The organism is Lactiplantibacillus sp. 3062 (genome assembly GCF_055413545.1).
In genome coordinates this window covers 574,810-589,169 of sequence record NZ_JBVAYE010000002.1, presented here as the reverse complement: position 1 = coordinate 589,169, position 14,360 = coordinate 574,810, and the positions used below count along the sequence as shown (strand labels likewise).

11 protein-coding genes and 2 tRNA genes are annotated in these 14,360 nt (G+C 45.1%); 12 read left to right on the top strand and 1 reads right to left on the bottom strand.

All coding sequences use genetic code 11. The features are described 5' to 3' along the window. Nucleotides 1–36: 36 nt before the first annotated feature. The 12 genes from ACWQAU_RS05785 to argS all read left to right on the top strand — a co-directional run bounded on the left by ACWQAU_RS05785 (nt 37) and on the right by argS (nt 13,474). Nucleotides 37–1,674: a sulfotransferase family protein gene (locus tag ACWQAU_RS05785; protein WP_003643138.1), complete on the top strand. Its 1,638-nt coding sequence runs from the start codon at nt 37–39 to the stop codon at nt 1,672–1,674. After that, nucleotides 1,652–2,827: a sulfate adenylyltransferase gene (sat, locus tag ACWQAU_RS05780; protein ID WP_013355451.1), complete on the top strand. Its 1,176-nt coding sequence runs from the start codon at nt 1,652–1,654 to the stop codon at nt 2,825–2,827. The genes ACWQAU_RS05785 and sat overlap by 23 nt, the downstream gene beginning before the upstream one ends. 2 nt (nt 2,828–2,829) lie before the next feature. Then, nucleotides 2,830–3,453: an adenylyl-sulfate kinase gene (gene cysC, locus ACWQAU_RS05775; RefSeq protein ID WP_013355452.1), complete on the top strand. Its 624-nt coding sequence runs from the start codon at nt 2,830–2,832 to the stop codon at nt 3,451–3,453. Beyond that, complete coding sequence (locus ACWQAU_RS05770; RefSeq protein ID WP_027822072.1) at nt 3,443–4,399, top strand: DHH family phosphoesterase; 957 nt, start codon at nt 3,443–3,445, stop codon at nt 4,397–4,399. Before cysC ends, ACWQAU_RS05770 begins: the two co-directional genes overlap by 11 nt. 220 nt (nt 4,400–4,619) lie before the next feature. Beyond that, entirely contained in the window at nt 4,620–6,359 is a 1,740-nt protein-coding gene (locus ACWQAU_RS05765) for an aryl-sulfate sulfotransferase (RefSeq protein ID WP_013355454.1), read from the top strand. A 505-nt stretch (nt 6,360–6,864) separates the two neighbouring features. Continuing rightward, nucleotides 6,865–8,640, top strand: coding sequence for an SLC13 family permease (locus ACWQAU_RS05760; protein WP_013355455.1), 1,776 nt, complete (start codon nt 6,865–6,867; stop codon nt 8,638–8,640). Nucleotides 8,641–8,915: 275 nt separating this feature from the next. Continuing rightward, nucleotides 8,916–10,307 (top strand): MATE family efflux transporter, encoded by a 1,392-nt coding sequence (locus ACWQAU_RS05755; RefSeq protein WP_003643131.1) that lies wholly within the window; start codon nt 8,916–8,918, stop codon nt 10,305–10,307. Between the two features lie 126 nt (nt 10,308–10,433). After that, nucleotides 10,434–10,679, top strand: coding sequence for a hypothetical protein (locus tag ACWQAU_RS05750; protein WP_003643130.1), 246 nt, complete (start codon nt 10,434–10,436; stop codon nt 10,677–10,679). 62 nt (nt 10,680–10,741) lie between these two features. Continuing rightward, nucleotides 10,742–10,812, top strand: a tRNA-Gly gene (locus tag ACWQAU_RS05745). A gap of 56 nt (nt 10,813–10,868) precedes the next feature. Beyond that, nucleotides 10,869–10,943, top strand: a tRNA-Asp gene (locus ACWQAU_RS05740). A gap of 124 nt (nt 10,944–11,067) precedes the next feature. Beyond that, nucleotides 11,068–11,514: a GNAT family N-acetyltransferase gene (locus ACWQAU_RS05735; RefSeq protein ID WP_013355456.1), complete on the top strand. Its 447-nt coding sequence runs from the start codon at nt 11,068–11,070 to the stop codon at nt 11,512–11,514. 271 nt (nt 11,515–11,785) lie between these two features. Continuing rightward, nucleotides 11,786–13,474 carry an arginine--tRNA ligase gene (gene argS / locus ACWQAU_RS05730; protein ID WP_003643128.1) on the top strand — a complete coding sequence of 563 codons (1,689 nt, stop codon included), beginning with the start codon at nt 11,786–11,788 and terminating at the stop codon, nt 13,472–13,474. Between the two features lie 205 nt (nt 13,475–13,679). Here the strand turns inward: argS and ACWQAU_RS05725 are convergent, their stop codons facing one another. Next, entirely contained in the window at nt 13,680–14,156 is a 477-nt protein-coding gene (locus ACWQAU_RS05725) for a hypothetical protein (RefSeq protein WP_013355457.1), read from the bottom strand. Between the last annotated feature and the right edge of the window lie 204 nt (nt 14,157–14,360).

Genomic DNA, 14,360 nt, shown 5'->3' with positions numbered 1-14,360 from the left:
AGATCAAATAAATAATAATGATTAGGATGATGAAGAATGAGTCAAAGCTTATGGCAACGATTGTTTAATCACCGTCAACAAACGAAGCAGGCCGTATTAATTCTTGGGAGTGGCCGTTCCGGAACATCGGTAATGACTAAGTGTGTTAATTTGATGGGCATTTCTCTCGGGACTGATAACCTGTTGGCACCTAGTAAGCGGATCAATCCGAAAGGCTATTTTGAAAATAAAGATGTCATCAATATTCACAAGTCACTTGGAAGTCGCATCCGGTACCGGCCAGCCTTCAAGGGTTACTATGATAGCCCGAAGATTAAAAAGGACCGGGCGGCGTTAACCACGTATCTACGAAATTTTTTTGAGAATGAACAGTATCTGGCGATAAAAGACCCACGGATGAATGATTATATCGAATTGTGGCAACGTGTTTTGGCTGACGTTGAGGTTCAGCCGGCTGAAATCGTCTTGCTACGTAATCCGATGGACGTGGTCAATTCGAATGAGCGCGCCTGGCACCGCGATACCACGCTCGCAATGCGTCAGTGGCAAGTCCGGACGTTGCTTTCATTACGTGATACCGACCGTGAGCACCGCATTTTAGTCACGTACGAAGATTTGTTTGGTCAGACGTTGACGACGTTGAAACGAATCGCGACCCAATTTAACTTACCGTGGACGAGCGACGAGGCGGCCCTCCAAGCGCAAATCGATGACTTCATCGATCCAGCACTCCAAAAGAGTGATAGCGGTGAAAATTTAGCTGATTTTGAAGCTCGAACGGACGTGGAACCCGATGTTAAGGCACTTTACTTACTAGGCCGTCAAGCTGCGGCTGACCCGGATTACTTTGCCTCGGCTGAATTTCAACAGCGCATCGACGAGATGACTGACGAGTATTTAGCCAAGTATGGCGCTTTATATCGGGACTTTAACGTCAAGATCAATAGTAAAACGTTCTTTGTATTCGGCGAAGATCAGGCCCAAGTTGATCAGGTCAACACGACTTTACGAAATGGTCAAGTCAAGATGGTCGGCACAGAAGCTGACAGTCATGAGGTTGCTGAAGATTTGAGCGAACGGTTGAATAATAATACGATTGCCATTCAGACGTACCCCTTGGACTATTTAGTGGTCGAGCAAAAGGAAGCCCTGAATAATTATCTCCGTAAAAACGCGAAACGCGAGACGTTATGGGGGATTGGGGATGCTAAAAACAATGAAATCGTTGAAATGTTAACGACGGTCAGTGCCGAGTTAGGTGCGGATACGCACAACGTGGTGATTGCAGATGACTTAACAGCCATCATTGATGAACGTGAGCGCCGATTAGCGATTCAACATTTAGTACGGACGTTGCACGCGGTTGAACAGCCACCATACTTGGTCCTGATGGCTGACGAACTGGGAACCCCTGCGTCGCAAAGTGCGGTGACGGCTTTTATTGCTGCTGAACCGACTAAGGCAGCACCATTACGAGATGAACAACCGGACGAAACGTTCAAGCTGCGGACCCCGCTAGACATGGATGAGGTGGCGGCAACTTTAACAGCGTTGTGTCGACGTGCGAGTCAGGATGAACAACAGCAAGCCGCATTGAACCATTTTGTAAGTCTTAATTATGATGAAATTTTAAACGTGAAAGGTGATCAATATGCAAACAGTGTACGGAATTAAAGCTCATGGTGGTAAGTTAGTTAATTTAGAAGATTTTAGTGAAGCAGCGCGTCAGGCTGCTGAGCAGCTGCCAAGTTTAACCATCAATAATTGGAATATCTCCGACTTGGAATTAATTGGGATTGGTGGTTTTAGCCCCCTGACTGGCTTCATGATCAGTGATGATTACCATTCAGTGGTCAACACGATGCACTTGAAGAGTGGCGTTATCTGGAGTGTACCAATTACGCTGGGTGTGTCCCAAGCGGATGCTGATAAGATTGAATTGAATACTAAGATTGCTTTGAAGGGCGCTGACGGCGTCATTTATGGCACGATGCAAGTTGAAGATAAGTTTGTTCCAGACAAGCAATTGGAAGCCCAAAACGTCTACAAGACCACCGACGAAGCCCATCCAGGTGTTAAACGCTTGTATGCCAATGGTGACGTCTACTTGGGTGGCGCAATTAAATTGTTGCATAAGCCAGATCATGGTGCTTTTAGTGATTATTATATGGAACCATTAGAAACTCGGAAGATGTTCCATGACCTCGGCTGGAAGCGGATCGTTGGGTTCCAGACACGGAATCCAATTCATCGGGCGCATGAATATATTCAAAAATTAGCTTTGGAAAACGTCGATGGGTTATTCTTAAATCCATTGGTTGGTGAGACCAAGGCGGATGATATTCCAGCAGATGTTCGGATGGAAAGTTATAAGACGATTCTGAAGTATTACTATCCAGAAGACCGTGTTCGGTTGGTCATTTATCCAGCCGCGATGCGGTATGCTGGTCCTAAGGAAGCCATCCTACACGCAATCGTTCGTAAAAACTATGGTTGTACTGACTTTATCGTCGGTCGTGACCATGCTGGTGTGGGTGACTATTACGGAACCTATGAAGCCCAAGAATTAATCACTTCGGTCGAAGATGAGATGGGCATGCACTTCTTCAAATTCGATAATTCCTTCTACTGCAAAAAGTGTGGTTCAATGGCAACGCAGAAGACTTGTCCACACGGTGCCGAAGATCACATCTCATTAAGCGGGACGAAGGTGCGTAAGATGCTGGCTGATGGTGTTGTACCACCAAAGGAAGTTTCACGTCCCGAAGTTGCCCGGGTTCTCATTGATGGGTTGAAGCGTAAACGTGAACAGCAACAGGAGGTCTAAGCATGGTAAAATCAGATAATATTACTTGGCATCAATCGCAAGTTAGCAAGGCCGAACGGCAAGCGCTGAACCATCATAAGAGTGTGGTTTTATGGTTTACTGGCCTGTCCGGTTCCGGTAAGTCGACGATTGCGAATGCCGTTGAAAAAGCATTATTTGACCAACAAGTTGGTAGTTACGTTTTAGACGGCGATAATATGCGCTTTGGCTTGAATAAGAATTTAGGCTTCTCAGCTGAAGACCGTGAAGAAAATATTCGCCGAATCGGCGAAGTTGCCAAACTATTTGTCGATGCTGGCGTGATTACGTTGACAGCTTTCATTTCACCATATCGGGCCGACCGTGATAAAGTGCGGGCGAACCTTGAGGTCGATGAGTTTATTGAAGTGTTCGTCGACACGCCGCTTGAAGTTTGCGAACAACGAGATGTGAAACAATTGTACGCGAAGGCGCGTCGTGGTGAAATCACGGGCTTTACAGGCATCGATGCACCATACGAAGCACCTATCGATCCTGAGATTACGATTGACACGTCCAAACAACCACTGACCGCTTCCGTCCAACAAGTATTGAATTACTTGGCGGAACATCATTACGTCAGTTTGGCTACTGCAAATGAAAACTAGTGCAATCATTACTGCCATCACAAAATCGATTGTGAAAATGGACCGAATCTTGGTCTATCGTCATACGAATCCGGATCCCGATGCAATCGGGGCACAATTTGGACTAGTCGCCTTGCTCAAAGCGGCTTACCCGGAGAAACTCGTTGTGGCGATGGCCCCAGTTCCGGGCCATTTGGCGTGGATCGATACAACCGATGAGCAGTTAGTGACCCCCCAAGCAACGGACTTAGTCATTGCCGTAGATTGTGCTAACCATGAGCGCCTAGCTGAGGAGTTGCCAACAGGTGCCTTTGTGATTAAAATCGACCATCACCCGAATCACGATCCCTATGGGCAACTGAACTGGGTCGATGAAACTTATAGCAGTTGCTCGGAGATGATTTATGAGTTGGCGCAAGCGGGGTGCTTTACAGTGACGGCGGCCGTTGCAACCAAGCTATATGCCGGCATTATCGGCGATACGGTTCGCTTTTCAACTCCTGAGACGTCCACTCGAACTCTGAAGATTGCTAGTGCACTCGCGGCAACGGACATTGATATTGCCACTATTAGTCACCACGAAATGGATTTAACGCCAGCACTCAGCAAGTTGTATGGGTACGTCCTGAGTGAACAAACTATTGAGCCAAGTGGTCTGGCACACGTTGTCTTACCACAACGGATATTTAGTGACTTGAGTCTGGAATATGGCGATGAGGATGCGCTTGTCCCGTTGCCCGGTAACCTGACGACGGTCAAAGTTTGGTTGTTCTTCATTGAAACCCCACAGGGGCAATACCGCGTACATTTTCGGTCGAAAGCAATCAATGTCAATGCGGTCGCAAAAGCGTTCAATGGCGGCGGTCATCCGTTAGCAAGTGGGGCATTTGTCCCGGATCTAGTGACAGTTGGACAAGTCATTGAGCAAATGCAGGCGCAAGTATTGGCTGCGACGGCCATAGATTGAGTATAATAAATTTAATATAAACTGCACTGATTCGGTTTGACATGGCAATTGTTAGTCATTCTGTGTCGGTCACGTGGGTTGCCACGGGAAGGTTAGACCGCCAGTATCAGCGTATGAGCCTAATATTCTGGCTGACAAAACGGGTATGTCGTTGGAGTAGCAGTCGTGAGGAATTGATTGGCGTCAGAAAAAATAGTGAGATAGGGTCGGTGAAAGGTAAATGAAAAAGCGAAATTGGTTGATTGCACTAATTGTCGTTGTGATTGTCGCGATTGGCGGTGGTTTTGGGTATTACAAATATCATCAGTCAACTGCAACGACAACGACCACTAGTAAAGTACGTTCGGCGAGTGCAACGAAGAAGGACATCAACACGCGGCTAGTCAAGACTGAGATTAAGACCCAGTCGAGTGAGACGGCGACGCTGAAGAAGGCGGTCGCCAATAAGAATTATACCGTTAATAACATGTACACGAAGGTTAACCCATACGGGGTGTCTCCGTTATCCGCCAAGGTGATTTTCCAGACGAGCAAGGCGGCCAAGGTCAGTTATACGGTGGTCGGCAAGAGTAGTAAGACTTCAATTTCTAATACGGTCAATAAGTACACAACGAGTCATGATTTGACCGTGCTGGGGTTATACGCCAACACGAATAACCAGGTCAAGATTAAGGTGACTTATAAGGATGGCACGTCGACGACCAAGACGATCCGACTGAAAACGGCGAAGTTACCATTGGCGTTGACCGATTTTAAGATCAACGTTAAGAAGGCTAACAAACAAAAAATGGTCTTAGGGACTGGTAATTCGAAGCTGACATTTATGGTTCGGACGACGATCTCTGGGAGCAAGCAGTCTAAAAACTTATCGTTCGGGATGGATGCGGATGGTAATATTCGGTGGTATACAACGCGGCCAACTTCCCACATTTTCAAACAACTTAACAATGGGCATTTATTGATTTGGACCAAATCGAATGCTAAGAATTCATATTTTGATGAGTTAGTTGAAATGGATTATACGGGTAAAGTTTATAAGACTTATAAATTTAATCATAAGGCCTGGGGTAAGGCTAAGGGTTCTAAGAAGCAGAACCATAATCAGGTCCACCATGACGTAACGGAATTGCCAAACGGTGATCTGATTGCGACCGTTTCCGATGGCGGCCGGACCTATGTCGAAGACACGATGATCGTTATATCGCATAAGACGGGTAAGATCACCAAGGTCATCAACATGAAGAATATCCTACCTGCGAAGTTCTATACGAAGTACAACGCGACGAAGTCCAGTAAATATATGGGTAAGAAGGACTGGTTCCATCAGAACTCCGTCTATTATGATAAGACGGATAAGAGCTTGATTATTTCAAGTCGCAACCAGAACTTAGTGATGAAGATCGATTACAAGACTGAAAAGATCAAGTGGATCTTGTCTGGTAAGAAGACTTCAGCTTGGCCGAAATCGTACCGCAAGTACTTGCTGAAGGCTAGTGGTAAGATTGCTTGGCCGGGTGGGCAACATGCCGCCATCGTTGATCCAAGCACCTTGGGCAAGAAGAACTCGCTCAACGTGATGATCTTCAACAATAACGTGGCAGTTGGTACGACCAAGAAATCGTTGGCGGACTCTTCTGGTAAATATTCAGAAGGTGTCGAATATCATATTAATGAAAAGACGAAGACGATTTCTCAAGTTGGCAGTTACGGCAAGTCATTAGGTAAGAAGAACTTTGCCAATATTATTGGTTCTAATCGTTACTTGAGTGCTTCGAATCGGCTAATTGATTTTGGTTGGTTGAATAATGGTAAATCAGCTAATATTATTGAATACGATTTGAAGAGCAAGCAACAGGTGTTTAACGTTGAATTAACGGGTCTTCCAAGCGGTGGTTATGTCTACCGGGCCGAACGCTTCTCGTTGTATCCGACGAAGCACACGTATGGTATTAATGAATAAGAATTGAATGTAAAACGGGCGCCCCTGACTAGATGGCTCATCTGGTCGGGGGCGCCTATTTGCGTGTTGCGCTAACCAAGATACTGATGGCGCGATGGTCGTTAGTAGCCCGGTATGAAAATATGGCTCAATGGCGGACTAGTCATAATATCGGTTGATCAATAACTGCGGATAATGATTGCCGGTTGACTAGCTAGGCGTCACTTTTGAATGCTTGATAATCAATATTTCGTCATCCACACGACTTCAAGCGCGTCCGTTCTTAAACCAGTTGTCGGCCCGAAAAGGTCGTTTTCAAAGTTGTGACTGAACGTTAATGAAAAAGTCACAATTTGGTCGCAAAATCATCCGCAAAGCTAGAATAATTTCATACCGTGTCGCATTTATGTTCACATTCCAAGTCTACAATGGTTCTTATGTTGAACGGCGCGACGGATATAGGCTGATTATGAGCAGTGGCGCAAGACTCAGCAAGATGAAAATTAGTTGAAGCGGAGCGATGACGATGACCTTAAATATTGCAATTGTTTTAATCACGTTATTAGTATCATTTATATTAATGGCCATGGAAGTTACGACCCCGAACGCCGTAATCTTGTGTGCCTTAGCGTTCTTGATGTTTGTCGGCATCTTGTCGCCAACGGACGCACTGTCAGGTTTTGCTAACGACGGGTTAGCGACAATTGCCCTGATGTATATTATTGCCTATGCCATTGCCAAAAGTAATATTATTACCCGCTTATTTGACCGGATTCTCGGCGATGGTCACAGCGAAAAGCGTTCCTTATTACGGTTGTTAGCGAGCGTGAGTGTGATTTCACCGTTTATGAATAATACCCCGATTGTGTCCACTTTGACACCGATGGTCCAGCGTTGGACGAAGCAGAAAGGGATGGCAATCTCAAAGTTCTTGATCCCACTATCCTACGCCACGATTCTGAGTGGGTTGTTGACCGTTCTAGGGACTTCGACCAATCTAGTGGCACAAGGATTATTGTCTAAGTACAAATTAGCACAATTTGGTACCTTTGACTTGGCCGTCATCGGGGTTCCCATCACGATTATTGGGTTGATTTACTTACTGACGATCGGGTACCGCATGTTACCGACCTATTATGGGAGTAGTGTTGACGATGTTGTTGCTGAACCGAATGATTACTTGATTGAAATGACGATCGGCGATGAGTTTGAACACCTCAATCAAACGGTGGTCGCCGCCAAACTTCGTAATTTACCGCGCTCTTTCTTAGTGGCGATTAATCGGAGTGGTCAGTCGATCGTGCCGGTGACGGATGAGACGATTCTACAGTTAGGTGACCGTCTTTACTTCACTGGAAATTTTGATTGTATTAATGATCTTATGAATATTAAAGGTCTAATACCAAGCACTCAGAAAATCAATATGACTGATATCACCAATGAACGGGTTCGGCTCGTCGAAGTCTCCATTCCGGAAACGTCCAGTTTGGTGAACCAAACGGTCAAATCAGCGCGTTTTCGCAATGTCTTTGGGAGTGTCGTCGTCGCAATTCGACGCAACGATGTCAACCTCGAAGGGCATCTCGGAAGTATTCGCTTAAAAGGCGGGGACAACTTGGTCATGATTACCACTGGTGAACCAGACGAGCTGGCAAGTCTCAAAGACTTACACGTCTTTAATTCACAACCAGTGAAGTCCCGGAAACATACTTATAAGGATGTTTTACCGATTGTTTTATTGGTTGCAACGATCATCGTGTCGACTATGGGCGTGATTGATTTGTTCGTTGGTCTGGCGGCCTCGTGCGTGGTACTTTTCTTGACGAAATGCGTTTCAATCAGCGATATTGTGAAGGCTGTCGATATGAACGTGTTGTTTTTAGTGGCTAGTAGTTATGGACTTGGGCTTGCGATGTCGAACGTGGGTGCTGATAAGTTTATCGCGAAGTCATTGGTAGCAATTACCGGGAATGCGTCACCAATCATCTATATGTTCCTGATTTATTTCGTGACCAATTTCTTAACGGCCATCTTGTCCAATGCGGCGGCGTTATCACTGATGTTTCCAGTGGTCGTTTCCGCAGCGAAGTTGGAAAATCTACCCGTGATGATGCTTGTTATGTTGATTACGATTGCTGCGACGGCGGACTTTTCAACGCCAATCGGGTATCAAACAAACTTGATTGTTTACGGCCCTGGACATTATAAGTTCACGGACTACTTTAAAGTCGGAATTCCGTTAAATTTGATTTGTATGGTCGTTTGTGTGTTTGTGTCCTATTACTATTATATGGTGCTGTGATGTGACTTAATCGAATCTAAAAGACTTGTGAGTGGCTGCTGACAAGTTTTTTTGTGTTGGTTAGTAAATCGGTGACAGCTTAGCACAGTGAAATAACCTTAAAAAGTAAATCAAGACGGCCAATTCACTAATTAAAATAAAATATTTAATATTTGCGAACAAAGGACTAGTATTATAAATCTAAAGTTGATATACTAGCAAAGTTTGCTTGTCTGGCAAAGCACCAAGAAAACGATTACAAGTACGTCATCTTAATTAATGAAAGGAGTGCGAAAATGAACGATTTAACAAAGGGAAAACCGCTAAAATTAATTTTTTGGTTTACGATTCCGTTACTAATCGGTAACATTTTTCAGCAATTTTATAGTTTATCGGACACGTTGATCGTTGGTCAGACGTTAGGGGTTAAAGCCCTAGCGGCAGTTGGATCAACTGGGAGTGTTCAGTTTTTGATCATTGGCTTTGCGCAGGGGTTAACCGCTGGCTTATCCATATTAACAGCCCAACATTTTGGGGCACGTGATTTTAAAGCGGTGCGGCGCAGCTTTGCGATTAGTATCGTAGTTAGTCTAATTGTTGGGATCATTTTGACGATTCTGTCGTTGATCTTCGTTGACCATATCTTGTTGTTAATGCAAACGCCAACGGATATCATTGCGGATGCGCGAACATTCTTACAAATTATGCTTGGCGGGATGCTGGCACCAATTGCGTTCAACCTGTTGTCAAACATCATTCGCGCACTCGGTGATAGTCGCACGCCTTTATGGTTTTTGATTATCAGCGCGTTAATTAATATTGGCTTGGAATTGTTATTCATTTTGGTTTTCAAATGGGGCATTGCCGGGGCGAGCTGGGCAACCATTTTAGCACAAACCATTGCAACGCTCATGTGTGTCGTTTACATCATCGTCAAAGTACCCATCTTGCACATTGGACGGCGCCACTTCAAGTTAGTTTGGTCGGAAGTGAAGGCTCACCTGAATGTTGGGTTACCCATGGCCTTTCAGATGTCGATCATCGCGATTGGAACGATTGTGTTACAAGCAGCACTGAATAGTCTTGGTACTAATTCAGTGGCGGCGACGACTGCCGCTCAGAAAATCGACCAAGTCGCAACTCAGCCATTAATGTCTTTTGGGGTCACCATGGCGACTTTCGCGGCTCAGAATTATGGTGCTCATCAGTATGAACGGATTATCACGGGAGTCAAACAGACCATGTGGCTGTCGGGGAGCTTTAGTGTGGCTGCTGGTTTGATTGAAATTATTTGGGGTAAACAGCTTGTGGGGTTCTTCGTCGGTCATCAGGACATGGCGGTATTGAACTTATCCCAGACGTATTTTAACGTCATCGGGAGCACGTATATCCTATTATCAATGTTATTTATTATGCGTAATACCTTGCAAGGGCTTGGACGCAGCGCAATTCCAACTTTGGCAGGCGCGGCGGAACTCTTTATGCGGGTGTTTGCAGCGCTGATCTTAGTTCGGATCTTCGATTACGCCGGTGCTTGTAGTTCGGAACCGTTAGCTTGGTTAGGGTCGTGTGCCGTGCTTTTGCCTGCTTATATTAAATCAGTCCACGATTTACGACAACAGGCCCGCATGACAAACACGGTCGCAGAAGGGGCCGAACCGATATTAAACGATTCGGAAAAATTGTAATTAAGGCTTGCAACCAAGTGGATTATTTGATAGTATTTGTTATCAATTTTATTTTAAAGTCACTCATATAATCTCCCGGACACCTGTGGACGGGGCATGAATTGAAAAACGTTAAGGAGTTTACAAATGGCCGTAGAATTAAAAATTGGCGATTACGTCGCTGGTAAGAAGTTTGCTTCATTGGAACATGATTTCAAGGGTGAAATTGAAAAAGTGTATGAAAATTCAGTCTTGATCTTAATTAAGGAATTTCAAAAAGCTGACGAACCAATTGTTAACGAGTATAACCACCGCGCAGTTGTTCGTAAGGATGATGCTAAGCTCATTAAAGCGGCGCCAAAGCCGAAAGTCGTCCCAGAAAAAGAAGACTAAAAATTTATAAATAACCATGACAACAGAAAAAATGTATGCTATACTAATTTCTGTTGTCAAATGCGGGTGTAGTTTAGTGGTAAAATTCAAGCTTCCCAAGCTTGCGTCGCGGGTCCGATTCCCGTCACCCGCTTTGCTATTAATCATTTCGGTTAGTAGTCATTGTATTCTCAAGCTCCTTGAGCGCATGGTCCGTTGGTCTAGTTGGTTTAGGACGCCTGCCTGTCACGCAGGAGATCACGAGTTCGAGTCTCGTACGGACCGTCAATAGATGATGATAATCAAGAACGTTAGTCAGCAATGACCCGTTCTTTTTTATTGAGTAAAAATCAAGATGACTAAATAGTTGACCGAATGGGTGATCAACAGTAATCGTTAAGGAGCGCAAATGCAATTTATAACAACATCTTTCGATGAGTTAACTGTTCGGCAGTTACAACAGATTTACAAGTTACGAGTGGCGGTTTTTGTCGTCGAACAGGCCTGTCCGTATCAAGAAGTCGACGATACGGACTTGATGGCTTGGCATTTACGGGGGCTGGATTCAACGGGACAGCTGCTAGTATATGCGCGATTAATGCGTGAAGCCAACCAGCAGGCCCGTATCGGCCGGGTGATCACTAATCCGATAGTACGGGGGCACGGCTACGGGCAGCAGTTGCTCCAACAGGCGATTGTGCAGATTCAAGCGTTGTGGCCTTCCACGACGCAAATCAATATTCAGGCCCAGCATTACTTAGATCGCTTCTACCGTGGATTTGGTTTTCAACCAGTCTCTGGCGTTTATTTAGAAGATGGGATTCCGCATCAGAATATGATTTTAACGTTGAACTAGTCAAAACGGCTGAATTCTGTTATACTAACGCATGGTAAAAATATATACGTCTAATGAGAAAGAATAGTACGATGAACGTTTAGACCAGCGAGTTCGGGATGATGGGAGCCGAATCTAAACATTATTGGAAGCGCGCTTTTGAAGACGACAATTCGATAATAAGTGGATGTCATATCAATTAGAGTGGTACCGCGGGCACGTCTCGTCTCTTACATGTTTTTAAATATGTGAGGGACTTTTTTTGTCCCGTAAGACAGTCAAGGAGGACAATATGGATTATAAACAACTCGTCGCAGCGGCCTTAGCGCCAGCACTACCAGATTTAACGCAGGAAGCGATTCTAGATAAGATCGAACAACCAAAGACGTCTAAGCAGGGGGACTTGGCCTTTCCGACCTTCACCTTAGCAAAAACGTTACACAAGGCACCTCAAATGATTGCCAGCGACATCGTCGAAAAAGTCGATGGCAGTGACTTTGAAAAAGTTGTTGCAATGGGCCCGTACGTTAACTTCTTCTTCAAGAAAGATGCGTTTGCAGCCGATATTTTAAATCAAGTATTGTCGAATGGTGGCCATTTTGGTGATGCTAAGCTCGGTGAAGCGGGTCAAGTTCCCATCGATATGTCATCGCCAAATATTGCCAAACCAATCTCAATGGGGCATTTGCGGTCAACAGTGATTGGGAATTCTTTGGCAAATATTTTAAGTAAGTTGGATTACCAACCCGTTAAGATCAACCACTTAGGTGACTGGGGCACGCAGTTCGGTAAGTTGATCACGGCCTACAAAATGTGGGGAAGCGAAGCTGAGGTCAAAGCTGATCCAATCAATAACTTATTAAAATACTATGTACGTTTCCATAAAGAAGACGTCGATCATCCTGAAATGGATGACGAGGCGCGTGAATGGTTCAAGAAATTGGAAAATGGTGATGAAGAAGCCACCCATCTGTGGTCATGGTTCCGCTCAGAATCATTGAAAGCGTTCAAGAAGATTTACCAACGCTTGGATATCGACTTTGATTCCTTCAAGGGTGAGGCCTTCTACAATGATAAGATGCAAGAAGTTGTCGACATCTTGGAAGACAAGCACCTCTTGCAAGAAAGTCAAGGCGCCGAAGTGGTGGACTTAAGCAAATATGACTTGAATCCGGCATTGATTAAGAAATCAGATGGCGCGACTTTATACATCACGCGGGACTTGGCCGCTGCGATCTACCGGAAACGGACTTATGATTTCGTGCAGTCCCTCTACGTCGTTGGGAATGAACAGACCAACCACTTTAAGCAATTAAAGGCTGTGTTGACCGAGATGGGCTTTGACTGGGCTGACCAGATCCACCACATTCCATTTGGTTTGATTACTTCTGGTGGTAAGAAGTTGTCAACTCGGAGTGGCCGGGTCATCCTGCTTGATAAGGTCTTGGACGATGCGGTTGCGTTAGCTCATGAACAAATCGAAGCCAAGAATCCGGACTTGCCTAACAAGGATGAAGTTGCGGATGCGGTTGGGATTGGCGCTGTGGTCTTCCATGATTTGAAGAACGAACGGATGAACAGCTTTGACTTTAACTTGGAAGAAGTTGTTCGTTTCGAGGGTGAGACTGGGCCATACGTGCAGTACGCCCATGCACGCGCTGAAAGTATCTTACGTAAAGCTGGTAGCCCAGAAATTGCGGCAACCGAGCAAACGTTAAGCGACCCAGCCGCTTGGGATACCTTGAAGTTATTGAGTGAATTCCCAGCGACTGTAGTACGTGCCAGCACGGAATACGAACCATCCGTTATTGCTAAGTATGCGATCCACTTAGCCAAGGCATACAACAAGTATTATGCTAACACCAAAATCTTAGTTGAAGATGATGAATTAAACGCTCGTCTGGCTTTGGTCAAGAGTGTCAGCATCGTCCTGAAGGAAGCCCTTCGCTTACTTGGCGTTAAGGCTCCCGATGAAATGTAATTAGAATTAATTAACAACTGTTCAAATTTGAACGCCACGCATACTAAACCGGCCGTTAAAGCCGGGCGAGAATGCGTGGCGTTTTTTTGTTGCGGCCGTAGAGGCACGGAACTCGATATACATCCGATGGCGAACGCAAGTTGTGAACCAATCGCAGAAATCGCAAGTAGGTAGCGGAGGCCCACTATTGTAACTGGAACCAGACTTATCGTGTGAAGTGGATTATCAGTCGACGGATCAAGGCTTTACCGCCCCGGCCGAGTAAAATGATCCCGATCAACGGCCAAGATAGTAACAATAGGCAACCATGAATGACAAAGGAAACACTGATCGATATCATATCGTCACGATATTCATTTTGAGAGAGCAACATATCACGGCTACTGACGGGATTGACGGCGTTATGATAAATTTGAGTGATTGTTTGATGTTGACCGGTCGCATCATTCAGGGCACGTGAAGCGACTGAAGTCATTCGAAAGGGGTTATGGGCAAGTCGTGGCAATAGGCACATTAGGAGTGGATGGCCGAAGAAGTATGCGGAAGTCAGATAGAGGTTGGTTAACGTCCAATGTAGGTGAAACCGGCCGCTGGGGTCTGCGGTGACGGCATAAAAAGCAATCACGAAAAAAATCGCGCAACGAATATAGTCGGAACCGATTAAGCTGAAAGCCTTTTTCATGGTTATCCCTCCGTTTGAGGCTTGGCTGTGTTTTCTTCAGATAAATGCTCAAACTGGGTTGCGGGCGTCGTGATGCTTACAAATGACCGCCCATCCGAGTTAGTGAAACCAAGCATGATTTATGTCTGATTATAAGTCGGTGTGATGATCGAAACAAACATTAAAATCTTAATAAGGCAACTTCCAATACTAAAATTTTAATGA